The sequence below is a fragment of the Bradyrhizobium sp. 139 genome, from assembly GCF_023074175.1.
Classification (GTDB): Bacteria; Pseudomonadota; Alphaproteobacteria; order Rhizobiales; family Xanthobacteraceae; genus Bradyrhizobium.
Genome location: NZ_JADPKS010000149.1, coordinates 1 through 25,085 on the forward strand (window position 1 = coordinate 1; position 25,085 = coordinate 25,085).

Genomic DNA, 25,085 nt, shown 5'->3' on the forward strand with positions numbered 1-25,085 from the left:
GCGAGCCTTGCGATCAAGTACAATCAAGTCGTTTCCCATGCCGCGAGTGAATCATGTTCGCGACAAGCTGGGATTCAAATGTCAGTGACAGAACACTAGATCGGTCGGAAACAGCCCATCGTATAGGGAGTACGGCATATCATGGCTCGCTATTTGATGCTCGGCCAGGAACAATTCAACCGCTCTCATATTGCAGAGGCCTTGCGCGCGCGGCCAAGGCAAGGGGCGCGGCGGTGCACAGTAAATCACGATATTATCGATTAGATGCCGAAACGGGATTTGGGTGGCAGAGGCGAATCATCACGAAGTTCGAGCAAAATCCCTGCTCGTAACAACGAATGCCTATCAGCTTGGCATCGATATCCCATGCAAGGCCCAGTTCACACCTGTGAGCTATTACCAGTTCGCCACAGAACCCATGCCGGAGGCCGCACGCAAAGCCATTCATGCCGACGGCGCAGGCTGCTGGGACACGGCGTGATGTCCTCATTCCGGATCGATAGTCTCGGTCGATTGATCGTTGGTGGCATAGGCAGTTGCGAGGCTCCTGGAGCAAGTATTCACCGCACCTGGGCGCGACGAAAGCTGCGCAAGCTCTTCCCGGCTATTGGCGATTTAGAGTTCGAACATGCATGGAGCGGGACAATAGCAGTCACCGCAGATCACTTACCGAAGATCGTCGCATTTGGCCCTAACGCCTATGCATGCTTCGGTTATTCGGGACGCGGCAGTGGGCCGGGGACAGTTTTCGGCACCCAGGCTGCGATCGCCCTCCTGGAACGCAGGCCCGAAGAGTTGGCAATCGTCAGAACATTTCACCCGTGTTAAGGCTGTATGTTACGCGTTGGGAGCAACCTTGGTTCACGCCGTCTCCGCCAATAGGAGCTAGCGCGAAACAATAAGTGAGGATTCGAAGGATTCGCTAAGGCGGCTTCGCACGTCCAGCATCTCTTTGCGCGAAGAGCTGACGATCGTCGCACGAATCACGACCGCCTTGCCGATGCGCTCCACCTCCGGGCCTGGAGGGAATAAAGCTTGAAGCCGCGCTGCTGCTGCGAGGCCGCGGCCCGGCCAAGTGGGAGGGTGAACGTCTCTTCGAGTGTTGGCTGGCCCTCGACCTTGCGGCGGATGTTGCGGATGATCCGCAGAATGCGCAACTGCGCCGATGCCGCTTGAACAGTTTGGCATGGGCGTAGCGGGCCGCCATTGTCGCGGCGGCCTTGACGATGCGACAATAGGATTGCCGCAACCTAACGCTGTGCCTTGGTCGCCAGGCGGTTGAGCCCTTCGCATTGATTGGACGATCCGGCACGTCATTGTCGCCATCAAGCTCTCGTTTGCAAAATCCACCCGCAGGCCGGCGTCCACTCGAGCGGAAGCCGCGAACCCGGGGCTAAAACCCAGCGGCGCATGTTCTCTTCAGACCTCGCAGTCTTGCTCCGCTCAGGCCAGCGCGCGCGTCGACCGCTTCGATGATCACCGAAACGATAGCAAATCGATCTCGGCTTCGATCGCCCCAGTGCCGGACTTGCGCTGCTGTTCGTTCGCTATGGAGCGGGCGCCTTATCGCACGCTGTTGGCTTTGCCACATGGGGCGCGGTGCTTGGCCTCCAGTGCATCGCTTCGCCACGTCGAGCTGACGTGGGAGCTATTTGGATTACGGGTCCAATCCGCGATTGCCGCGACTTCGGCCGCGTTCAATAGCTCTGATCGCCTCGAGCAGCCACGCGAGGCGGCGTAAAGAGTCTGATTTCCCGGACATCGACCAAGGCGCCCTCGATCGCGCCCACCTGAACTTGCAGTGTCCCAAAAGAAGCCGCCATCGCTGCCGTCCTCTGGCAGTTCGCACAGTATGCGCGAATTGCCTAGCGGGGACCGATCGCCCGTTGCCGATAACGTCAACCGGCAGCCGCGTGGGACACGGGGGAGCGCGTCTTTCCGACCGCCGCTGCGTACCAGCGCCCCATGAGACGCGTATTAGCGAGGCCCTCGATGCGCGGCGGTGATCGGTGCGGGTTTGGGTTCCGGGATGGCTGTCTTCACCGACAGCGACCATCATGTGATCGATGGCGCTGTGGAAGTCGTCCCTGTCTTCGCACGGGGAATGCGCTGCATCTTGCGAATCTTCTTAGCCCCGGTCTCCGTTGAGGAGGATGACTTGGCATCGAACGCACCATCCTCCTCGCAGAGAGCCTGCCTTCGCAGCTGACCGCTTAGCGCGACGAGTGCATCCTGCAGAACGAAGCCGATCTCCTTGCCGCGGACGCGCCGCCAGCTGCGATCATCGAGAGCTGTGAGATCGGTGCCGGCGAAGGTCAGTTGACGCGCATGGACATGAGCCCGGCGGCCGGCAAGACCGACAATGGCGCGCGAAGTCACACTCTTGCCGGAGCCGGCCCCTCCGACAATGGCCAGGCAGCGCCCAGCCTGGAGAGAGAATGAGACGCCGCGCACGGCTGTTCCCTCAGGAAGATCCCGCCCGAATGAGACACAGAGTGAATCGACTGTCAGAAGGTTCGCCTGCGGGGGCACTTGTCGATTAGGAACGTGGAGCATTACTTAGATCTTTCCTTCCAGCCGATCCTGCAAATAGCGTCCGACGACAGTCAGGCCGAGAGCAAACGACACCACGGCAATGCCCGGCATGATCTCAAGCCACCATGCGAAGATCACATAGTTTCGCCCAGCATTTAGCAGCGCGCCCCATTCAGGCGCCGGGGGAGCGACGCCGAGACCGAGAAGCGCAACACCCGCCGCCCAGACGATCGCTTGCCCAACGCCAAGCGTCATCATCGCCGTGAGCGGGCTCATCGCGTTCGGAATGATATGCCGCCATAGGATACGTGGATAAGGATGGCCGAGGGCCTTGGCAGCCTCCACATAAGGCGCCCCTTTTACAGACAGAACCTGTCCTCTGATCATCCGAGCATAGCCCGGAGCTGTGCCAACTCCGACCGCTATAACGAGGGTCAGCACCGATGGACCGAACAAGCTCACGAACAGAAGCGCGAGGAACAGCGTGGGAAGTGCGAACAGCACGTCCAAAAGCCGGCTGAGAACATTGTCGAGCGCGCCACCCACAAGGCCGGCAATGATGCCAAAAACCAGCCCAACGCCGATGCTCAGCGCAGTTGCGCCAAGCCCGATGGTGAGTGACTGGCCTGCTCCTTCGACAATTCGGGAGTAAATATCCCGGCCTGATTGGTCCGTTCCGAACCAGTGCGCGAATGAGGGAGCTTGCAATGGTGCCGTCAAATCGATCGCGAGCGGATCGTGCGTCTGCAGCAGACTCGGCGCGATTGCCGCGACAATAAAGAAACCGATAACGATCAGAGCTACGTGAACCCGAAGAGGAATACGACGGAGGATCGCCGACGCCTCTATCAGCTGCAAACACGCGCTCCAGTGACCTACCCTGCTCATGTCATCTTGATCCTGGGATCGACGATTCGGTAGGTGAGATCGACGAGCATATTGGTGACGGCGAACAGGCCGGCGGAGATCAGAATAGCCCCCGAAACGACTGGAACGTCTCGAGAGGACGTCGCAGCGACAAGGACGCCACCAAGGCCTTGACGCGCAAATACCGCCTCAATCAGAATCGCACCGGAAAGAAGCTTTCCGATCGCCCAGCCTGATAAAGTGATGCCGGGCAACGCTGCATGACGCAGGACATGGCGAAACCTGACGCCAAGCTCACCCATACCTCGTGCCCGCGCCGAGATGACAAATGGCTGCTCGAGGACACGCGTGAATTCGCTGCGAACGATTTGCCCGAGGAATCCTGACAACTCCAAAGCCAACGCACTCGTTGGAAGAACGAGACCGATCGGGGAATTGCCCCCGATGACTGGGACAATCCGAAGCTGCACCGCAAACACAACGAGGAGGATTGTAGCCAGCCAGTAGGGCGGCACGGTCGCCAGGAACACCTGTATTCCGCTGAGCAAGGTTGACCACATGTTGTCTTGGCCGGCGACGAGGACGGTCGTCAGAACCGCGATGACCCATGCCGCAATGAGCGCCGCAACCGCCAGAATGATGGTTGGCCCAATCTGTTCTGCGATGATGTCAAGGACCGGCCGATGCTGCTGGTATGACAAGCCAAGGTCCCCATGCAGGATGCCCCATATGTATTTGCCGTATTGCAGAACGAGTGGCTGATCAAAGCCGTACTTTGCGTTGACCGCCGCGAGCTCTGCTGGAGAGGCCTCTCCAACGTTGCCACTCGCCATGTTGATGATGATCTGGGCGCGGTCGCCGGGCATCAGGCATTGAACAAGGAATGTGAAGGTCGCAGCTAGCCACACCACAGTCGCTGCGGACACGAACCTGCCCGCAAGCCGGCCTATCCGAACATGAGCTGCGCTATTCACACGCATCACTTCACGTCGACGAAATGAGCGTCATAAAAGACGGGTTCACCGACCGACCCGCGGTCCAGCCAGACATCCTTCAGCCTTGGGCTGGTCGCCAATGTGACATCGAGCACCGTGAAGCCTAGGACGGCCGCTTTCTCCACGATATTGCGTTCAGCCTGCTGATAAAGCGCAGTCCGTCCGCCATCGTTGAACTCCTGTTCCGCTGTCTGAACGACATTCCACAGTGCTTCATCCTGGTAGCGCGACGGATTATAGCGGTTCCGCTGGCCGTTCCGATCAGGCTTCCATGAAATGCGGAAGATTTCTGCGCCGGGTGCAACCCAATAGAGGAGCACGACCTCGTAGTCGTCCGGACCGAGATTCTTCCCGGCAAAGAAATCCGCCTGGTTGGTCGGCTGAAGGCGCACCTCGAATCCGGCAGCTTTCGCCTGCTGCTGGATGACCTGCAATGCCTGCTCGCCGTCTGGCTTTAGAAAAGCGCTCGAATAGGAGATTCGAACGACGAGGGGCTTGCCATTCTTGAGGCGAATGCCGTCCTTGTTGTGTTCAGTCCAACCCGCTTGATCGAGGAGCTGATTGGCCTTTCCAACGTCATACCCATAGGACCGCCCGAGCCCGCTGATATATTCCGGCGAACTCTGGCTGAGCGCTCCATTAGCCTCGAATGGCAAAGCGCCGAGGAAGGACAATTCGACGGCGGCTCTTCGGTCAGCAGCGTATGCAAAAGCCTGGCGGACGCGCACATCGTCAAAGGGGGGCCGTGCCGTATACAACGCCAGGCGTAAAGGGGTGCCGCCTGTTATATGCCGCAAGACGGCGAAGCGGGAATTGGCGTCCTTCCAGGCAACTGCCGGAATATCATAGACGACATCAGATTCGCCCGTCAGCAGTGAGCCATAGCGGACGGTCTGATCCGCAAGGAACCTCCAGTTGATGCCATCAACGTAAGCCGGCCCCTGGTGCTTGGCGTGACTTGGTGCCGAATTGTAATCCGGGTTGCGGCGAAACACGACGTTCTGCCCGTGATTCCATTTCTCCACGATGAACGGGCCTGACCCGACCGGGCTGTTGCAGTTCACGGCAAGTCCGCGCTTGAGCGCAGTTGGTGACAAGATGCCTTGGGAGGACTGCGCGAGAACGTTGAGCAACGGCTGAAATGGCGTCTTCAGCGTTATCTGCAGCGTGAGAGGGGCAATTGCTGTCGCCGATTCGAAGCTGTCTTCGAGGTAAGGAGCGGCGGTCGGATTGCGACGATCCGGATCATTGCCGAGCCATCCGTTGATGTTCTCGGCAACAGCTTGTGCATCGAGAGGCGTCCCGTCGGTAAACTTGACGTTTGGCTTGATCTCAAAGATGTATACCTTCCTGTCGTCGGAGATTGTCCAAGACGTTGCGAGCCAAGGCACAATCTTTCCATCTTCCCTCCGAGCAACCAGATTGTCGCTATACTGCCGCTGAAGATACCACTGCTGCACCCATCCCCCGAATAGGCAGGGCGGCTCTTGAAAATGCCCATAGCGAATGATGCCTCCTCGTTTCGGTCCGCCGGCTGACGCCTCTTGGGCAGAGCAGCACGCCATGATCGAGATCTGCAGGAGCGTTGAGACCGCCAACAGGACAGCCGTCGCCTTTTGCTTTCTTCGAGTGTTCGGCTGGATGCCGAGACGCCAAAGGCTCGTGCGTTCGATAACAGACATCTCCAAACTCCGGTGAATGTGGACAAACATTGCGTCACAGAGACGACGGCCTCGCCAACGTCTCGGCAGCAACGTCGTGGTGAGGGATTCCCAGGTGCTCGCGCAGTGTCTCCCCCTGGTATTCCGTGCGAAACAGTCCGCGGCTCTGTAGGATCGGCACGACAAGATCGACAAACGCCGTCGCGCCGTCTTCCAGCACGTCTGGAATGATGTTGAAGCCGTCGACCGCGCCTGTGCGAAACCATGATTCGATCGAATCGGCGATCTGCTCGGGTGCACCGACGAGCAAGCGATGACCGAACGCTTGAACGCTGCCAATGATCTCGCGAACCGTGCGGCCTTCCCTCGCCAATGCTTCGAACGTCCGGTGATGACCGACCGAGAACGCAACATTGTGAGGGTTGGGCAAGAGCTCCTCGGGAATGGGCCGGTCGAGGCTGAGTTTTTCGACCGGCACGTCCATGCTCCGTGCGAGGGCGTCCATCGCGCGCGTCAGATCAAGCAGCGCGTCGATTTCCTTCTTTCGGCGTTGTGCCTCCTCTTCCGTGCCGCCGATGAAGGTGACGAGGCCAGGGAGGATGACTGGAGTTGCACGGCGGCCAAATTGACGCGAGAGCGCGCGCAGGCGCTCGGACTCCCCGATTGCCGTTTTCAAGTCCGCGGCTGCGGTAAAAACGACATCGGCGCTGCGCGCCGCAAGGCGCACGCCAGGATCCGAGCCTCCAGCCTGGACGATGATGGGATAGCCCTGGCGCGAGCCGGGATGGGTGAGCGGGCCTCGGATTGCGAACGCATGCGTAAACTCCAGATGCCTGATCAGCGATAATGGTCTCATCCCCCCAGCTCAGCCAAAGAGCACGGACGGTTTCAACGAACTCCTCGGCGCGCTTGTAGCGCTCTTCGCGTCCGATCTGGCGACCACCAAAGTTTGCTACCGTCGCTGGGCTGGATGTCGTAACCGCATTCCAGGCGGCTCGGCCGCCACGTAATGACATCGAGCGACTGGAAACGGCGCGCCAGATTGTATGGTTCATTGTAGGTCGTCGACGCCGTTGCGATCAGCCCGATGCGCGTTGTCTCGCGCGCGATTACGGAAAGCACAAGCGTAGGCTCAAGCCCATTGAGTGGCGGCTGCCGAGTGATGTCGAAGGGCACCGCGGGGGTATCCGCTAGAAACACCGCATCCAACAGGCCACGCTCGGCAATCTTCGCAGCACGAACGTAATGCCCGATGTCGAAGAAGGCGCTTGGGTTGGTGCCCGGCCAACGCCACGCTGCGGAGTGACCGCCCGCGCCGTGAAGATTGAGGCCAAGATGAAGCGTGCGGATGACGGAAGACATAGGCACTCCCAAATGCGGCGACCTCGAACCTGCCGGCAACGCCTTCAATGACAAATTGATGTTGGTCACGCTGTTCGGCTACTGACCTCGCCCCCCTGGCGGAGGCTTGGCCAGAGTGCGCCCGAAAGGGCCGCGAGCGACCACGCTTCGAGACAGCAACCTCGTAGGCAAGACTTGGGCATTGCGCTGGCCAATACTCGGCCGCTTGGCACGGCGGACGGCATCAGGTGAAGCCAGAATGATCCTGATTGTGGTGTTGATCTGGCTCCGCAGCGGCGCGCTCCGTTCGGGTTTCCACTCAAGGGCTCGCAGCAACAGTCTGCGGGACGCACATGCGCGAGAGACGATGACGAATTGCGTGCGCAAGGCCGTGCTTCCCAATTGCATCGCAAATTGCATCAAACAGTGTCCTTGGATGCCGCAGCCAACGAAAGCGTAGCTCGTTATAGGACACGTGTAGCTGTGACGAGCATCTGAACGCAATAGTTGAGTATTTCAATCTACTGCCGCCACTTGGTATCCTTTTCTTAAGACGAGCTCTTGTTCGATTCATTTGAATGCATTGGCCACATGGTCAAGTTGCGCGAACTCCGCTGATGCTGTGACCTTCGTTTTGTCGGACCTTGCTTCGAAGCGTAAGGGCAGGATCGATGCACAAACTTCTGATGGGAGACGTGCATTTGAGTCGACAGTGTGGAGCAGAACTTTGACGCTGGCGAATAGTTGCAAGCGTGGGCAGTATGGATCCGACGGCAACATCAAATAATGCGAATGAATGCGCTTCTTTTTGCGATGTATTGCGTGAGAACTGGCAGCACTATCGGACCCTCGTAGCTCGCAATGCGTTCCGTATCTTTATTCGGTCCTGCGCACCGCGGTGTCTGACGTGGCCACGTTTTTGCCCGCCCAGAGGTGGCGACATGCTCCGCGCAGGCCAGAGAGCGCGTGACGCCCACAGCCCAGTGCGCTGATCACCCATGAAAACCCAGCGTGACGCCGCGCTGCTAGGCCCCACAGGTCAAGTCAAAATCGCGCGACACGACCTCGCTGCCCCGGACGCGGATCGTCGCCAAGAATCCCACTTCCTTCCAGGCGGTTTCCGGGATCGCCACGACGTTGCTGCCGCGGAAGGTGACCGGGGCTGCAAGGCCGGCGAGAAGCAATACAATCCGGGCAACTTCTTCTCAGTCGGTGCCATCGGCCTGCGCATCGAGGAGTCGCCAAATACGTCCAGATGCTGGTCGTCATAGAAAGTCAGCACCAACTCATTCGGCGCGGCGTGCCCGGCATCTGGGTCTAAGGCCGGCTCTTTCATGTAAGCTCACGCGGCGAGTTCGCTATCTTTTGCGAAACTAGCCAGTGGTTTGATGGCCCACCGAATGGCTGCTTTAGCGCATGAAAGCTCGTGCGCTTTTGGCCTGGAATGTGCGGCGGATCCGCGTTGATCTCGGTATTCCGCAGGAGCAATTGGCTTACGATGCGGACATTGACCGCTCATACATGGGCGCTGTTGAGAGGCAAGATGCGAATCCAACAATCGATCTGCTTGATCGGATCGCTAAATCGCTTGGCGTCCATTTATCTGAGTTCTTTATCCAACCGCCCAAAGGAGCAACGTCCCATAAGACATTGCGCAAAGGTCGCAAGCCGGCTCGTCCACGTCACAAGAAGAAATAGCGCTCTGCTCGCGTGAGTTCGCTAAAACATTGTAATTTGCTGGACAGGAATTTCGAAAGCTGCGGAAGCGCAAAGGCTTCACGCAGGAGAGATTCGTATAGGCCTTCGGCAACAATACTTCAGCGGGTTGGAGTGTCGACGCAATCCCACTGTGTGAATCTGTTCGCGCCTTTCTTCCGCTTGAATCAATATTGATTGCCTCTTCTGATGTTGGCTCACCTTTTGAAATTAGTTATCGGCCAAAGTGTATGCGTTCCGTGGAATTGGCGCCGGTGGCTCGGAGCGAGCCGCTCGAGCATTTAGTCAAGAAAACGGATAACGATCAGAAATCGTGACACGAACCTGGCTCTTGGTCGGTTCTGGGCGCGCCACCCCTTTCTGCGTGTTGGTCGTATTCATCGGCGACTTTCAGGAGCCTGTCCCTGGGTTGGCCGGGGCCGAGCGAATCCGCTTTGATTCGCGTTTGCTTGCGCACGAGCTCGCGAGAGTTGTGGATCGTAGATTGGTCTGTATGGCGTCATGTAGATGAGGATACATTGCCAAGATCAAGGAAGTGCGACGGCTGACCTCCGTATCATTACGTAGGGCTGCGATCCGTAAGGACCAGAGACCCAGTCCTCCTGAATGCTGAGTACGCGGCAACGGACGAGCCCAGCCTTCCCGGATTACTTGGCGCGTCTTTATCGAAACGTCGGTGAGGGCGAGTGCGAGCTCCGCGATGCTGCGCCGGTGACAACCGTGGATCGATAGCCTCCTACGTGAAGGTGCGCCAGAACGGACTTTTCACGGGTTCGGTGATCATCGCGGTGGGTCACGGCGAGAGAAACGTTGAGCGCGCCTCGTCGGCCGGGAAACTGCCGCGAGCATTATAATTTTTGAAAAGCGAGCGGTGCAGTGCCTCGGCCTTCTTTAGGGGCCCATGCTCGGCCAGAACGCCGTTCGAGAGCCAAGAGCTTTCATCGCACCGTGAGTTCCCAAATAATCCGGACGTGCCCCTCTGGAATCGAGGGGCGGAAAATATGCATATTCCTGACGCGCAGCTTACTCCTATTAATCAAATTCAGGACGCGCCCGACATCTCCCTGATCAGAGAAGAGCACATACATCACGCCCTTGTCATTTAGGCGGCGCCGCGCACCTTTGAGAGCCGAGGCCATGACATTGTGATCTTCATCGAAGCAAGAGCGCTCCAGGTCGTCTTTCGCTTTACGATTCCAATAGGGGGCGGCAAAGAGAATGATGTCAAATTTTTCTCCGGAATGCAGCCCAGAATAGGTGTCGCTATAGCGCGCCTCGGCGTTGTCCGAGTAACCTAACCTCTCGATGTTTATCTTCGTCGTGAGGACGGCTTGCGGATTTATGTCGAGTGCCACTAGACAGCCTGCGCCGGCACGGAGCGCTGCAAGCCCTAGTACGCCTGATCCGCATCCCAGATCGAGTACTGTCGCGCCAGGTTCGATGTGCCACTTCGACATCAATGCGTCGGGACCGTGACTTAGGCGTGGTGACAAAACACCAGGCAGGACGTGCAGGGGCAGGCCGCTTACTTCCACGTCATGTGGGCGCTCGGATAATCGCAGTTCGGCTAGCATTGCATCTACGTCAGTCGTTTGGCGCCTTACAGATACGCCTAGCGGGGCATTCATCTAACTCTCCATCTTGTGGTGAAAACAACATCGCGAGGCGCCGGCGGCCAGCAGGCCGGTTTGGACGAACTGCTTCAGCGTCCGGCAAGCGGTGAGCTGGGAAGCCGGATAGCCGGCCTCATATCGCTCTCCATCAACCGACTGCCAACGATAGCGCGGCTGTTCCCGCGCCTGCTCTCTCGGAAATGGGCACACGGCTTTAGAGAACATCTGTCTACACGTCTGAATGCACAGCTTCACTCGGTGTTGCTGCCCCTCAATAGCAACGGCCGTGCCAGGAACGCTAAGCGCAGCAAGCGCCTATAATTAGGCTCTGCGGCATGCCGGCACTCGCTCGCCGAGCACCGTGATATGCCTGTATCAGGCGGTAGCCGTGCCGAGGACCATACATGAAATCGTCCTCTTGCCGCACCACTTTGCGCCAGTGCGAGCTAGAGGAATCGGTCGCGACTTTTCGGCCGAACGTCGCGTTTGCAGACACGCTGGCGATCTACTGACATTTGTCACGTTTGGTTTCCGACAGAAGCACGGACTGCGCTCACCTGATCAGTTTTCGGGCTACCGAAAGCTACCCAGCGCATGCGGCTCTTGGCATTGAACCCGATTCTCGCTTATGCCTATCCTCAGCGCCGACTGCTACGTTGTGGCACAATGTCCGGTGCTGATGCGGTAGTCGGCCGCCAATAGCGGCTTCCTTGTGCGATGACTATGCCCGTGTCGCGCCAGCGCCATTTCGCGGCACCCATCACCAGGGACGCTGGACGGTGTTGAGCGATAACACCGTGTCTCAGTTGACATTGAGGGATCAGCCCTTTTCCCAGGCCGCTGCTGCCGCTCTGGCGATCCCAGACCGCTCTTGAGCGGAAAGATGCTTTTCCCGGACCTTCGGCCCTTCTTACCGCCCTTATCATGGGTGGCCGATCGCAACCGGCGATCCTGATGAGCCCACTGGTAAGTCCCAACGATAGCGCGGCTGCTCCCGCGCCTATTCTCTCGGAAATGGATACACGGCGTTAGAGAGCGTCTGTCTGACACGTCTGAATGCACAGCCTCACTCGGCTCTGCGGCATGCCGGCACTGGCTCGCCGAGCACCGTGATATGCCTGTATCAGGCGGTAGCCGTGCCGAGGACCATACATAAAATCGTCCTCCTGCCGCACCATTCGCAGCCCGAAGCACCTCCCGGCGCAACGTTAGGCGACATCCGGTAGACAGCGACCCGCTGTCATATCTCGCTCATTCTTAGCGGGAAAGGTACCGTTGGACCGGGGATCGCTCACTTCTGTGTTTTCGTCCACAGCATGCCATGGCACCATACATGCTCAACGCCTCCCCACTGGCAGGCCGCTGCGACATTCGGGAAGAAACCGCGTCCATGGTGGTTAGCACTCGTGTTGCAAAGCAGTGGAATACCCGTAAGTTTTTCATATTCGACGAGAAGCTTGGCGACTTTGTGCTGAGACGTTCTGGGAATGGTTTGCAATCGCGCAGTTCCGTCCAGATGTACAACGGCGGCGACTTTGTCCCGCCATTCTGCTCGTGTCTGATGATCAAAAAGCATGTAAGGGTCCGGCGTTCCAGGACTGAAAATGTCCGGTGCACGATCCTCCAAACATATCGGAGCCACCGGCCGGAAGTGTTCGCGAAGTTTGATATCGTTGAGATGATCCTTCATTCGCGCCGTCGTCGCGGCTGCGAGAATGCTTCTACTACCCAGTGCCCGAGGCCCAAGCTCGGCCCGGTCGGCAAAGAAAATCACCGGCTTGTTGCTGGTGAGAATGGTCGCAAGTTCACTCATGCTACACGGCGCAGCGTCCCATTCGGTCGGCACATCGCTCGGCTGCAGGGCTGGACCGCTATAGACTGACCATTGTAGCGGCACGAAGCCTTTGTCCGCCGCCACTGCCGAGCAAGCGGCACCGATTGCCGATCCGCTGTCATTCGGAAAGGGCGGCACCCAGACAGCATCGAAAAGGCCGCTGGCACGTAGTGCACTGTTCCATTTTATGTTGAGAGCGCAACCGCCTGTTATACACAAGTTGCGCGCTGGAAAACGCGAATGGCGCTGCAAAGCACGCGCCATTTCGCGAACGAGCAGACGCTCGTGGAAACAATGAAACGATGCAAGCACATCTTCGGAAGCCTTGGACTTCAACCGCTGCGCGCTGGCATCGACGTAATCATGCACAGCTTCAAGCGCAGACTCCGGACTGTCAGGACGGGCGAGCTCTGCATTGGTCCCAAAGTGCTCCTCGTAAAGCTCCTGAAAGACCGTGACGATGTTTTCATCAACAGAGCCTAGTGCGATGTAAGCCATCAACTTGCCGGCAACACCGAGGTCCCAATTGGTGCGGGTCGCCTGCTTATACGGTCCGAAGTGATAACCTGCGGCCGCATAGGCGTGCCCAATCATTGGGAACAGGCATTCGATGAACTGGGCTCCGCGGAGTTCTACATAATAAAGACGTGGAAAGGTGCCGCCGTCCCACACCAGACAGAACGCGGGTTGCCCTGCTTTCGCAAAGGGACTCGTGCAGTATGCGGCGGCCACATGGCCCGTGACGTGCGGATAGCTCCTGTAAGGAAAGGATTTGCCGCCCAGTAGCAGGCCAGTGCCGTCGCGCGACGTTAGCAGGCCATCGGCATGACTTTCAATATACGGCGCACCTTTGAGAGTAATTGGCGTAGCCCCACTGAGGACCTGGAATTCCGACTCCCCCTCTCCCCACCAGCCGTCGAGGACGAACTGATCAACATCCGACGCATCCAGCCCCTGCTCCGCCAAGGCGGCGACAACTGCATCGAGATTGTCAATACTTTGATATCGCGGATTGTTGTTCCGCTTCTCCTGCTCGACACAAAAAGCAAGTCGTCCGTCCTCGATAAGAGCGATTGATCCGTCATGCGTCAGCTTGATACCGCAGATGCGCATAGTGCCTCCATGTTAGCCCCAGACAATTCGATTAGTTTGAAGACCGTCTTCGCTGCCGAAAGCAGCGAGCAAGCAGACGCACTCGAACGATCAACGCTTCGTCAGCGCTTCCTGGACCATCTCTGCATCAGCGGCATGACGCCAAGCGTTCGAGCGGTATCACACGCAGATCCGAGTACCAGATGCCCGCCTGGCGTGAGCGTGCGCATCTAGGTTGCGGATGGCGCATCTCAGCCAGGTCATGACCTAAGACGGGACTTCCAAGACCATCAGGTCGCCCCCTCCCGATCGAGGTCGGATTTCGGATCACGACTATATTTTGCCCACATTCTCAGTGGCACGACGTCATCTCGATGGCTGGTTGCAACTAAGGCGCCTCCCATTCTGCGTTCTCGTCCGTAGCCACAGCATGATTTGGGCCAGTGCAAACCAGAGGAATCTGGTCGCAATTTCTCGGCCGAATGTCTCGTGTGCAGACACCCTGGCAATTTACTTACATTCGGCACGTGTGGTTTCGGACAGAAGCAGGGACTACGATTACCGAATCAGTTTTCGAGCTTCCGAAAACTGCGGAAGCGTGCGGCCCCGAGGCCTTGAACGATCCTTGGCAAGGCCTGCCCTCAGCGCCGACCCATGCGTTGTGGCATAAATCATCATCTGCGCGCGTCCTCGGGTTGCGAAATCAACCCAAATGAGGGCATCGCCGTACCCGTCGAGAGATGCGACTAGAAAGTCCCGGAGCGCCTCACGAACCTCCGGATCCAGGTCCTTCGAAGGCGGAACGGCAACTCGATCCGATCCGTCTTCAACCCCATAGGATGCAGCAGCCTGCCCCGGAGGTGGAGATGACGTAAATCTTGGTATGGATTTATCGCTCTTTCACTTGTTTTCATGCGATCGACAACGCATGTACGATCATCGCAAGGGCGTCGCCGGTTAGCTCCGACCAGGCCATTCGCCAGTGGTGCGGAACGACGAAGCTTCGAGGCTAATAGAAACAACGCATGCGATACTCGTGGCTTCGCCCTTGGGTAGGGCAACTAGAGCCCAGGTTTCGATATGCGATCCGGCAGCGGCAGATCATGAACCGAGAAACGTGCATTGCCGTGAACCCACTCCGATCGCCGCGACGAAGGGAGTCATAAGCTTGAGTGAGAGCCCACCTCTTTTCCTACCGCTTCTATGCGGAACACTCGCTACGGTCAGCTGGAGCATCGGCAACGTTCTGTCCAAGGCCGCACTCTGCTGCATCGAACCGCTCTCGCTTCTGACAGGGCAGTTGGCTGTGAGTGCCGCAAGCCTGACCGTACTATCGATCTTCTCAGGTGCGCCGCCTCGGTTGAGCGATTGGCGTGCTGGCCTTGCCGGCGTCCTGCAGCCGGCGCTTGCGTCTGGTCTGTCGGTCTTCGGACTATCGATGCTGCCGGCGTCGGTGGAGGCGATGCTGTTCGCAGTTGAACTGCCGATGGTCATACTTCTTGCGTGGTTGATCCTTGGCGAGATCCCTAACCGTGCTATCGTCTTTCTCTGTTTGTTAGCTTTTGCCGGGGTCGGCTTTTTGCAATGGACCTCTGAATCTGCTCCTTCCGCAACGCCGGGACTGGGGGTCGCTCTCGTACTCGCCGGCGTGCTATTCGCCTCACTCTACAGCATAGCGGTCCGTGTGATGTCGCAAAGCGTGGATGCGTTGCGCCTTACGACAGCGAGCCAGATCGTCGCGTTTGCAGTGGTCGTATTTGCGTGGATTTGCGTTCGCCCATTGCCGACGCTCTCTGTGGTCATCGGCGATATTGTTCCGGTGGCCGGATCCGGATTGCTGCTCTTTTCGATCCCCTTCCTCCTCTACGGGATCGCGCTGCAGCGAATGAGCGCGACAGCCGCCGCTCTGTTGCTGCCGCTCGTTCCCGTGTTTACATCCATTTTCGCATCTATCTTCCTTCGGGAAACTCTGACCGCAACACAGTGGCTGGGGGCTGTCGCGGTTCTTGTGTCGGCGCTGGGAATGCCCCTGGCCTTGCGCTCCCAACCCCATGGCTCGGAAGTATCACCCCACTCTCCTGTCGGGAGAAAACCTTGAAGAAGGAGCTGGGCAATGCGCGCGCTGTCAACTCCGGAACGGGGCGGTCGAACGTGAGTTATTGCGAGCGCAGTCAATTGCGGCTCCTCGACGAGCCAGCCCTCAATCGTACTAATGTGCGGGTCGAGCTTGGACGGCCATGCGAACCCTGGTCTTATAAGGCCGACGGCGGCGTCGGTGCGTGGCACGCGCCTCGCCGGCCGTCACCGTCTTGGGGAGGTCTTGGCGAACGTCGCTGCGGTTGCCGGCGCTGAGCTCGTGCAAGCGGGTTGCAAGCCGCGCACCTGTCCGGCACGACGATCGACGCAACTGCCAAGTTCCTCGTGGTTTGTGCGAAACTCGGCCATGAGCCCAACCGGATAGAGCGAGCGATACTGATCCACGTAGCCGCCGCTTTACTGCCGCGGTCACCTTGGCATGCGCTGATAGGGCGTCAACGCAGCATGATAGCGCTTGATTACTTTAAAGCATTTTCCGACCTGACGGAATCGGAAGTGATTCGCTTGCGGCAAATCGTGATTCACTCTGAGGGCTGGTGATGGAGGCCAGCCCCATCGCTAAACCGCTCTCGCCGGACCTTCGCTTTCGCATAATTCGGCTGTGGAAGATGAAGGCATGAGCTGTCGGGGCGCCGCCGGCCGGTTCGGAGTGGCGCCATCGACGGCGATCGAACTGGTCAGCGAGTGGCGAAGCACCGGCGCCTGCGAGGCGGGAGCGCAGGGCGGCGACCGGCGTTCAGCTCGGATCCAGGGTCATGCCTCGGAGATCCTCTCCCTGATCAAGGCTACGCCTGACATGACTGGCCGAGATCGCTGACCATATCTTCAAAGTCCACGGCGAGCGTTTCGCGTCAAGCGTGGTCTGGCGATTCTTTATCGCCGTAACATCACGGTCAAAAACATCGCACGCCAGCGAGCAGGATCGGCCGGACGTGGCCGCTAAACGCGCGGCGTGAAGGGCATCTCAGCCTTAGATCGGCATCCATCGGTTGGTGTTCATCCACGAGACGGGAGCCTCGACCAAGATTGCACGGCGCTATGGCCGTTCCCCATATGGCCAGCGCTGTGTCGCAGCGCTTCCGCATGGTCATTGGAAGACGACGACCTTCGTCAGTGCGCTCAGAGCGACCGGCATGACTGCGCCGATGGGCCTTGACGGCCCCATGGATAGTCCGGAGTTCGAGGCCTACGTGACGCAAGTCCTCGCGTCGACGCTCAGGCCCGCGACATCGTGGTGATGGACAATCTCCAGCACACAAGCGGGGCCGAGATCGGCATCCAATCGACGCCGTGGGCGCACAGCTCCTCTATCTGCCGCCTTATTCACCCGACCTCAATCCGATCGAAATGGCCTTCGCCAAGCTCAAAGCTGCCCTTCGAAAGGGCGCCGCCAGATCAATCGAGGCTTTGGACAGCGCTATCGCCCTCGCCCTGACCGCCTTCAACGCCCAAGAGTGCCTGAACTTCTTCGCCGCAGCAGGTTATGATCGTGTCTGATCAGAATTTGCTCTAGCCCCTTCGCGGCGCCTCCTTGAGCTTGAACGACGGCTGAAAGAAGTTGACACGCGCGCCGTTTCGAGGCCGTCGAAGCGGCCGTAGCCCATTAGCGACGCACACGGCACCATTCTTCTAACGACGAGCGCCTGATCGTTATTCTTGTAGGCACGCGAGGGTGTCACCTGGAGCTTCTGCTGGCGGCATCATGGCACGACAACGTCGTTCATAAGCGCGCTGTCGTTATCGAAGTCCACACCACGTAGAAGCCATGGGAACAAGCTCTGTGCGCGTTTCATCACCTCGACGACCAGCGAACCATCCCGCCTGACCAAGGCCAGCCACTCCGTCCAGCCCGTCGCGATGTCGACCATCGTCAGAGTCTGGATGAACGATCCCGCCACCGACGTGCCAGCATGGGCGACCATATCGACCTCGCAGAAGCCCCGCGGCGGGCTATTCCAGTCATTGATCGTCCGGATCGGAACTTTCCGTCGGATGGTCGAATAGAATCCGGCACGGCGCCGCCGCCTACCGCCGCTCGCCGCGCCCCTTACGTCGACGAGCAGGCGGTCGATGGTTGCAGGGGTGATCGCGAAAACACGATCACGATCTGCCAGGCCAGGCTTCAATCGCCCATGTTGCTCAAGGGCCGGCAGCAAGATCGGAATCATCACGTTGAGCCGCTTGCCGCATACCCGGTCCAACGCCTCCCATAGCGCCGTCATCGCGTCCTTGATCGTCGCGCCACGTCTACGTCTGCGCTCTCGCGGTGCCTTGACCTGTCAGGCCCAACCGCCTCGTGTTGCCGGAGTGCGGGCCTGCGAGGGCCTCACCACCCTCCTCGATCAACGCACGCAGCTTCGCCGCGCAGCATACGGTACCTCGATCTTGAAATAGCTGACGAGCGGCACCTCTCGTGCAAGACGAACAAGAATAGGCACCGTCAGCGTCACGCCGGTGAGCGGTGCGTCCCGGACCATAATCGGAATAGGGGCTGCTTCTAGTCAAATCTTCTCAGCCTCGATGAGTCCATCAAGAACGTTCAATGATTCGAACAGATAGTAGGATCCAAAGATCGTCTCTGCTTTGCTGGCCGAGTCCTGAGCGCGTGCATCGCGACGCTTATTGAAACAGGCGCCGACCAACATTCCGGGCGGGCGGGGATCGTCCGGATTTGTCGGCGTCAGATAGGTCTCGATCAGGGCCTTTGCCGTCCGTTCGCCTGCCTCACGATATCTGACGCGCAGTGCCGGCGTCGGCGCGAGCCGCGCCAGCTTTAGCAGCGCCGAGCACGTGATTGCAGTTGCCGCCGTGTCCGTCTCCGTGTCTGGAATGACAGGATCATCAAAGTCCCAGAACGCGACCATGCTGGTTGGCACGTGCGAAAGCCACCAGTCCGCTCCCGCCATCAACTGCTCCATCCAGCGCGTCTCATGAGGATGGTGAGCAAGCGCCATCGCCGCATAGACGAGCCCCCAAGCTTGCGCCCTGCCCCAGACACTGGTGTCGCTGAATCCCTTGTGGGTGAAATGGCGGACAATCTTGCCGGTGGACGGATTTAGCTCACTCGACTGAACGATTGAGCCATCGGAGCGCATATGAACGTCGAGCACGCGCGTGGTATGGCGCGCCGCAATGCCAGCGTATGAGGAATCGCCTGTCCTTGCGGCGGCCCAATACAGAAGCGGGACCGCCTGCAGAGAGTCGATGCTGCTGAACGAATTGCCAACATCTTCTGATTCCTCCGCATCGCGGCCTAGCGGAATGAGGCCAAGCCGGCAATCGAATTGCGCCTTGAGCGAGGTGGCGGCATCCAGTGCCAGGAGAGCTGCGTCCTTGTCTTTACACAGGACGTCGCCAAGAGCGACCCCATAGTAGAACCCAAAGCCCTTGAATGCGGTTTGCAGCTGCGCACGCGGCTTCAAGCGGCTGCTCCAGAACCGAGCTGCATCGAAGTATTTCGCCTCGCCAGATCGCCGCGCGAGCAGCCACAACATACCCGGCCATGCGCCACCGGTCCAATCGCCGTCCGGCGTGGTCGTCCATTTGCCGGTCGAGCTGTCTGCCCAATGCGGAAACTCTATTTTCATCGCGGAAAGCGTCTGATCGACTCGTGCTTGCATCAGGTCTATTGCGTGTGCCCAGCGCGACTTGCTCATATCCGATACTCCTTTGCCACTTGCCGAAATCTCAGGGCATCGTTCCCGGTGCTAACCGTCCAATGTGCGACCGATTTCGCTTCGGCCGAGCCGATGACTTTAGCGGGTCAGGAGCACGCAGCTGCCTTCTCCAGCTATCGCTCCTGACCACGAGCAAACGCTCAAGGGCTATCCGCATCAGCCCGATCGTCACGCGCATGAACCAAGTGTGTACATGCGCTCTAGCAATGCCTGCCGTGATGCGCGTTGGGCGCGTCATCAAGCGGCGCGCGAGGACGTCAAGGCGCCGACCGCCCCCTTCCTGAAAAGTTCTTCAAGTTGGTGGTCGTCGTAGCCGAGCTCTTTGAGGATTTCCTCGGTCTGAGCCCCAAGTTTCTGAGGCGGCAGTCGGACTTCGGGCAGCTTGCCATCATAGCGCACGGGATGGCTGACGAGCGTGATCGGCGCGCCCGTCGCCCCGCGGACGACCTGGAAGTTCTTGTTGTGCACGACCTGCGGATCGGTCACGACATCTGCATAGTCATTGACCGCGGCGTGCCAAATTCCGTGGGCCTCGAACAATGCGATGCATTCGGCCGTCGTGCGCTTTGCGACATTTGCGGCGATCGCAGCCGATGCCTCGTCGCGTCGGCGATACGCCTCCTTGTCTGGAACGCGCTGATCGGCCGGAACATCGAGCGCCTCCGACACTGTGCTGAGAGATCCAAGAGAAATCGCCATATGACCGTCACGCGTCGGATAAATGCCGTAAGGCGCCCCGTAGTACCAACCGGAGATCGGTCCCGGCTGACGGACATCGTCAGGCCGCTCGCCGTTGAGGTAACAGGTAAAGGATTCCATCTGCAGATCGAGTGCAGCGGACAACAGGCTGACATCAACCCGACACCCCTGTCCGGTGCGCGTTTTCCTCACAAGCGCGGCCAGAATGCCAGCCGCAAACAGCGCAGCACCATGGTGGTCGACCGCTGAAACGCCTACGGCCCTTGGACCCTGCTCGCGGCTTCCAGTGATCGTGGCCAGCCCCGATAATGCCTGCACCAGTAGATCCTGACCGGGACGGTAGACGTAGGGCCCATCGGGACCGTAGCCTGAGGCCGCGGCATAGATAATTTGCGGATTGATCGTCTTGGCGTCCTCGTAGCCGAGGCCAAGTTTGTCGAGAACGCCGGGGCGGAAGTTTTCAGTCATGACATCCGAGGTCGCGATCAACTTCCTGGCAATCTCAATGGCTTCTGGCTTCTTCAGGTCGAGCGTGAGACTTCGCTTATTGCGGTTCCCGGTGAGCAGCAGCATGGACTGCCCATCGACCCGCTTGTCTGCTCCGCCCCACTTCCTCTGAAAGGCGCCATCTGGTGGCTCGACGGCAATGACGTCCGCCCCGAGATCGGCGAGAAACTGCGCAGCCACGGGGCCCATCAGGAAGTGATTGAAGCTCAGGACGCGAACGCCCTTCAAAAGATCGACCATGGTCTCGCTTTCAGTTTTCTTGGATCAGACGGCTCGGCCTCTGAAATCGATTTCAGAAATATGCATTATGATCTGCAGAGTCAAGCAAAATGGGCGGCATGCCAACTCGGCGCCCGCCCATGCACCAGAGTTCCACTGGATAAGACGGATCGGGCGTATACAGAGCTTGAGAATGCTGGCTGTCCAATGTTCTAACGTGGATCGGACTCATGCCACTGACTGAGCGACCAGACCCGATGGATAAAAAACCAACAATCGCGCCCAAAGGACGCCAGCAACCGCGCGTGAAGATCGAAGATGTCGCGCGAAAGGCCAATGTGTCCCCTGCGACCGTGTCGCGCGTCCTCAATCATCCCGAAATCGTAAGGCCGGAACTCCGGGACAAGGTGATGCGGCACATCACCGACCTCTCCTACACGCGAGACAGCGCGGCGAGAGCCTTGAAGTCGGGACGCATGCGCACCGTTGGAATCATCGTTCCGACGCTGGCGCTCGGCATCTTTGCCGAAGGAGTTGAGGCGCTGCAGAACCGCCTCAGCGAAAGCGGCTATACGCTCTTCATCGCGAATTCCCAATATGATCAGCGCCGCGAGCTTCAGGAGCTGCAGAGCCTGATCGAGCGCGGCATCGATGGAATTGTACTGGTCGGAGGCTCCCATGGACGTGAGCTGAGGGCTCTGATTGAACAAGCCCGTGTGCCTGTGATCACGACCTATGTTTCGAAGGCAGCTGGCGGCATTCCCGCGATCGGAATCGATAACGAAAGCGCCACGCGCGAGATGACCGAGTATCTGTTGCGGCTTGGACACGTCCGTTTCGGCGCGATCGCCAATGTTGTTGCTGCGTCCAACGACCGGTCCCGCGCGAGGCTCGAGGGCATTCAGCGCGCGCTTTCGGACGCCGGCCTCCCGCTCAGGCCCACCCAGGTCATTAAGGCCGACTATTCGCTTGCCCAGGGTCGCAGCGCTCTTCGTCAGCTCCTCACCGACCACCCCGACACGACGGCGGTGATCTGCACCACGGACACCCTTGCCATCGGGGCAATGGCAGAGGCCCGCAAAATTGGGGTCGCCGTGCCGGCTACGCTTTCCATCACAGGATTTGACGATGTGGAGCTGGCAGCGCAGATGGACCCGCCGCTCACAACAGTCAGTGTTCCGGCAGCTGAAATTGGCCGAGGAGCCGCCGATTATCTGATCAATGCGATCGCCGGAAGCCCACTTCCAAGGAGTGTCCTGCTGCCGTATCGACTGGTCATGCGGTCATCGACCGGGCCGCCGAGATCTAGCGAACGCCCACCGCGTCGCAGGCGCAGTCCGGGCTGAAGCTGCCGGTCGACGCGCTGTCACTGAAATCGATTTCTCCCTCGTTTTTGCATTCCTCCAAAATTCGGGCGGCTGCCACGCTGCGCGAACATATCACTGGTGGCGGCACAAGTGGACGTGGCTGAACATGCCGCGGCCGTGCTGCCCGAGAAGCGCTGGAGCGAGAAAAAGGAGAGCAACTCACACGACGTTTTCCCCTTCTCAATGCTCGCGCTCGGTGTGAACGGAGTGAACAGGCGCATGGTGGTGAATGGCGCCGAGTTCGTGCAGCTTATGATGCAGACGATGATGTGCAAGCTCCAAGGCAGCTCGCAGCCGCGAGTGCCGCGCTTCGTCAGTCCTGGGAGCGAGCGTATCCATATAGGCGATCGATCCCTCGATTTGTGCAAGGATCGACACTGCGTCCGCAGTGGCAAAGACCGGTTTGTCGCCGACTTTGACATACACCGCACTGGTGTGGGCCGCGATGTCGGCCTCGCGCCCCGCCACACTGCCTCGAACGCGTATTGCGATCCAACATGACTCGGTGATGCGCAACGCGAGCTGGCCGTTGCACGACAACTCGCCACATCGAACTTCATCCATGACGATGCCATTGCGGATAACCTCCACCCGTGTCGGCGCGACGCTGACCGATTCGATCCGCCAGTCGATTGTGATGGTGCCACCTGAAGGGGGAAGCGCGATCGCGCTCCCGGGGCGACGTCCCTCCACTGTCACGTCAACGAGCGGCCCGACTGTGATGAACGTATCTCCGCTGCGTACGGCATCCATCCAGTTGCGATACGTGAAATCGCGCGCACCTAGCTGCACATAGGTCCGCGAGCCTCCGAGGAGCGCGGCAGCGTCCATCTTGTCGGAGCCGGCGACCAGTGGCAGATGGTAGCCGATGTTGAGGTAACGGTACCAGTCAGCCAGACCAAATGCGCTGATCTGCGCAGTCCGCGGGTTGAACGACATCATTTCAATGGCATCGACCAGGCCGAGCACGATGTCCGCCGCCCGCTCGGCTTGCGGGTTGGGAGCATGCGGCATCACGACAAGCCCCCCTTGCTGACGGCAGCGCTCCGCCCAATCGGCCATGGTCGCTTCCAGAGGATCGCCGATCGCAGCTTCGTTGGGTCCGCCGCAAGACAGGGGGTTGATAATCTCCCCTTCGTAGCCGAGAAGCGATATGTGCCCTAGGACTTGCATACGGTTCTCTGTGCCGACGCGAACAAGGAACTCTCCGTCCCCGCCGAAGTCCTTTGCCCCGAGCGTCGTGCGCCCGTCGAAATCGGCCACGTTGGTGAACAACTCGCCCCATTGTGCCGCGAGCAGGTTGACGACGTTGACCCCCTCCGCCTTGCCCTCCAGCAGGGCTGTGTGCGGGCTCAGGAAATGGACATGAGTATCGGAGCTGACCCAGCCCTGTTCGCGCCAGCGCAGCACCCTGTCCAGCTCGAAGGTGAGTTCCTCCGTGGTCGCGGTGACTTGGACGATACGGCGCAGGGGCCGCACCTCGAAGCCCCTGCTGATCTCCACGAACACGGGCCCGATCGGCAAGTCCGCCTCGCAGCTGCCATCCACATAGGCGTACTGGTTCAGCCCGTTCGTAAACTCCCCGGCGAAGTCTTCGAATCTTCCGGTATTGACCTTGCGGTGGTGCCCCTTGGGCGGCAGATACTCCCCATCGGCGCCATGCACATGCAGGCGCGCGGCGACACGCACGCCGTTGCCCTTCTCTACGATGCGGATTTTGACGAGCCTTGTGGCCGGCGCGATGGGCACCGCCTCCAGCGAGGTGTCTCCTGCGTTCCCGGCAGCTTCCAGCGACCGAAGATCGGCAAGGTGCAAGCGGCCGTCGTCGGAGCGTAGGTACAGCCTTGCGTCGGGATGGGCGGAGTACTCGACGATGACCTCGTCCTCGGAACGCGCGGGCTGCACGTCGTACTTGTCACCGAGCCAGTCCGATTTCGCGTAGTCAAGCACCGCGCGGGCGGAGATCACCGTGCCGAGATCCATGCCGATCTGTTCGCCCCGATGATCGACGTCGAGCTCGCCAAGCTTATTCAGATGCACTCCGGGCGGTAGCCGCATCTTCAGCTTGCGACGAGCCTGGAGGCGCAGGGGATGCTGGGTGAGCCTTGTCGTGGTCACCGCAAAGACAAGAAAAACTTCTTGCTCCGCTCGCAGGCTTAGCGCGGTGAGCTCCTTCTCCGGATATGGATTTTGGAGCGCATAAAGCCACACGTTCTCCCCTTGTCGATCCATGCGCCCCGATTCGGTGCGGGTCTCGCCATGGAAGAAGCTCGCGCCCGCCGTTCTGCCCAGTGCGAAGTTTTCGCCCGTGCTTGCGTGCACGATGGGTCCCCGTAACGGCAGCGCCGCGAACGGGCTCGCGCTCCAGGAGATATGGTTCTGCTGGACCGCGAATCGCCGTAGCACCGGCACGTCGGCCTCGCTGCTGTCGACGTATCGGAGCACGTATGTCGACACCCGATCGCCGAGCGAATTGCCTTCCACAGGCAGCGTCGCCGGCCCGATCTCCCCGAAGCCTTGAGGGCTTACGGGTGGGCGGTCCGCGACCACTTGCACAAAGAGCACGTAGCTGGCCAATGTGGGCGGCAGCGCGATCACCGCAGGAAGCCCCCCGGGGCGCAAGGCCAGCACATCCGCTCCGGCTTTGGCGCCGAATAGAAACGGGATGCCTCGATACGTCTGCGGCCCTCGAAGCGAATCGATCCAGCCGGTGTCGCCTGGGCGGCTGCCGAACCCCTCATCGAGTTCCAGGTGACTGGCGTTGAAATACCGCTGCAAGTCGACGGGCGCGAAGTGCGGCGATGATGGCGTTTTCATTCGATGGACTCCCGTTCATGGACGTCGTCGTCCATAAGCGGCCCTGGA

General features: G+C 59.4%; 15 protein-coding genes and 5 pseudogenes. 5 read left to right on the forward strand and 15 right to left on the reverse strand.

The window, feature by feature from the left end; translation table 11 throughout:
- Nucleotides 1-283 precede the first annotated feature (283 nt).
- A complete protein-coding gene (locus tag IVA80_RS31595; protein WP_247438786.1) occupies nt 284-481 on the forward strand; it encodes a hypothetical protein in 198 nt (65 codons plus the stop codon).
- Nucleotides 482-951: 470 nt separating this feature from the next.
- Here the strand turns inward: IVA80_RS31595 and IVA80_RS31600 are convergent.
- The 8 genes and pseudogenes from IVA80_RS31600 to IVA80_RS38755 all read right to left on the reverse strand — a co-directional run.
- Nucleotides 952-1,264: pseudogene (locus tag IVA80_RS31600) on the reverse strand (IS5/IS1182 family transposase); the annotation flags it as partial.
- A gap of 791 nt (nt 1,265-2,055) precedes the next feature.
- Nucleotides 2,056-2,556 (reverse strand): ATP-binding cassette domain-containing protein, encoded by a 501-nt coding sequence (locus IVA80_RS31605; protein ID WP_247438788.1) that lies wholly within the window; start codon nt 2,554-2,556, stop codon nt 2,056-2,058.
- A gap of 3 nt (nt 2,557-2,559) precedes the next feature.
- The gene (locus IVA80_RS31610) at nt 2,560-3,393 is read right to left on the reverse strand and encodes an ABC transporter permease (protein ID WP_247438790.1); all 834 of its coding nucleotides are present in this window, start codon (nt 3,391-3,393) and stop codon (nt 2,560-2,562) included.
- A gap of 26 nt (nt 3,394-3,419) precedes the next feature.
- The gene (locus IVA80_RS31615) at nt 3,420-4,328 is read right to left on the reverse strand and encodes an ABC transporter permease (RefSeq protein ID WP_247438792.1); all 909 of its coding nucleotides are present in this window, start codon (nt 4,326-4,328) and stop codon (nt 3,420-3,422) included.
- Nucleotides 4,329-4,381: 53 nt separating this feature from the next.
- Nucleotides 4,382-6,079 carry an ABC transporter substrate-binding protein gene (locus IVA80_RS31620; protein ID WP_247438794.1) on the reverse strand — a complete coding sequence of 566 codons (1,698 nt, stop codon included), beginning with the start codon at nt 6,077-6,079 and terminating at the stop codon, nt 4,382-4,384.
- Between the two features lie 34 nt (nt 6,080-6,113).
- The gene (locus IVA80_RS38745; protein WP_346348043.1) at nt 6,114-6,914 is read right to left on the reverse strand and encodes an LLM class flavin-dependent oxidoreductase; all 801 of its coding nucleotides are present in this window, start codon (nt 6,912-6,914) and stop codon (nt 6,114-6,116) included.
- 73 nt (nt 6,915-6,987) lie between these two features.
- Nucleotides 6,988-7,113 (reverse strand): annotated as a pseudogene (locus IVA80_RS38750) (hypothetical protein); the annotation flags it as partial.
- Between the two features lie 13 nt (nt 7,114-7,126).
- Nucleotides 7,127-7,420: pseudogene (locus IVA80_RS38755) on the reverse strand (LLM class flavin-dependent oxidoreductase); the annotation flags it as partial.
- 1,395 nt (nt 7,421-8,815) lie between these two features.
- On the opposite strand from IVA80_RS38755, the gene IVA80_RS31630 reads away from it, so the two are divergent.
- Nucleotides 8,816-9,097, forward strand: coding sequence for a helix-turn-helix transcriptional regulator (locus tag IVA80_RS31630; protein WP_247438797.1), 282 nt, complete (start codon nt 8,816-8,818; stop codon nt 9,095-9,097).
- 956 nt (nt 9,098-10,053) lie between these two features.
- Here IVA80_RS31630 and IVA80_RS31635 read toward each other — a convergent pair.
- Both IVA80_RS31635 and nodU read right to left on the reverse strand, forming a co-directional pair.
- Nucleotides 10,054-10,689, reverse strand: coding sequence for a methyltransferase (locus IVA80_RS31635; RefSeq protein WP_247438799.1), 636 nt, complete (start codon nt 10,687-10,689; stop codon nt 10,054-10,056).
- A 1,330-nt stretch (nt 10,690-12,019) separates the two neighbouring features.
- On the reverse strand, nt 12,020-13,675 hold the full coding sequence (nodU, locus tag IVA80_RS31640) for a nodulation protein NodU (RefSeq protein WP_247438801.1): 1,656 nt from the start codon (nt 13,673-13,675) through the stop codon (nt 12,020-12,022).
- A gap of 1,147 nt (nt 13,676-14,822) precedes the next feature.
- On the opposite strand from nodU, the gene IVA80_RS31645 reads away from it, so the two are divergent.
- Together IVA80_RS31645 and IVA80_RS31650 are read left to right on the forward strand one after the other, a co-directional pair.
- Complete coding sequence (locus IVA80_RS31645) at nt 14,823-15,752, forward strand: DMT family transporter (protein WP_247438803.1); 930 nt, start codon at nt 14,823-14,825, stop codon at nt 15,750-15,752.
- Between the two features lie 553 nt (nt 15,753-16,305).
- Nucleotides 16,306-17,248, forward strand: a pseudogene (locus tag IVA80_RS31650) (IS630 family transposase).
- A 203-nt stretch (nt 17,249-17,451) separates the two neighbouring features.
- Here the strand turns inward: IVA80_RS31650 and IVA80_RS31655 are convergent.
- The 4 genes and pseudogenes from IVA80_RS31655 to IVA80_RS31670 form a co-directional block, all read right to left on the reverse strand.
- The gene (locus IVA80_RS31655; protein WP_247438805.1) at nt 17,452-17,973 is read right to left on the reverse strand and encodes a hypothetical protein; all 522 of its coding nucleotides are present in this window, start codon (nt 17,971-17,973) and stop codon (nt 17,452-17,454) included.
- An 88-nt stretch (nt 17,974-18,061) separates the two neighbouring features.
- Nucleotides 18,062-18,249, reverse strand: a pseudogene (locus IVA80_RS31660) (dihydrodipicolinate synthase family protein); the annotation flags it as partial.
- 3 nt (nt 18,250-18,252) lie between these two features.
- Nucleotides 18,253-19,407 carry a hypothetical protein gene (locus tag IVA80_RS31665; RefSeq protein ID WP_247438807.1) on the reverse strand — a complete coding sequence of 385 codons (1,155 nt, stop codon included), beginning with the start codon at nt 19,405-19,407 and terminating at the stop codon, nt 18,253-18,255.
- A gap of 258 nt (nt 19,408-19,665) precedes the next feature.
- The gene (locus tag IVA80_RS31670) at nt 19,666-20,874 is read right to left on the reverse strand and encodes a CoA transferase (protein ID WP_247438809.1); all 1,209 of its coding nucleotides are present in this window, start codon (nt 20,872-20,874) and stop codon (nt 19,666-19,668) included.
- 209 nt (nt 20,875-21,083) lie between these two features.
- Here IVA80_RS31670 and IVA80_RS31675 point away from each other — a divergent pair, with 209 nt between their 5' ends.
- Nucleotides 21,084-22,199 (forward strand): LacI family DNA-binding transcriptional regulator, encoded by a 1,116-nt coding sequence (locus tag IVA80_RS31675; protein WP_247438811.1) that lies wholly within the window; start codon nt 21,084-21,086, stop codon nt 22,197-22,199.
- Nucleotides 22,200-22,400: 201 nt separating this feature from the next.
- Here IVA80_RS31675 and IVA80_RS31680 read toward each other — a convergent pair whose 3' ends face one another.
- Nucleotides 22,401-25,037, reverse strand: a complete 2,637-nt coding sequence (locus IVA80_RS31680) for a CehA/McbA family metallohydrolase (RefSeq protein ID WP_247438813.1) — start codon at nt 25,035-25,037, stop codon at nt 22,401-22,403.
- Between the last annotated feature and the right edge of the window lie 48 nt (nt 25,038-25,085).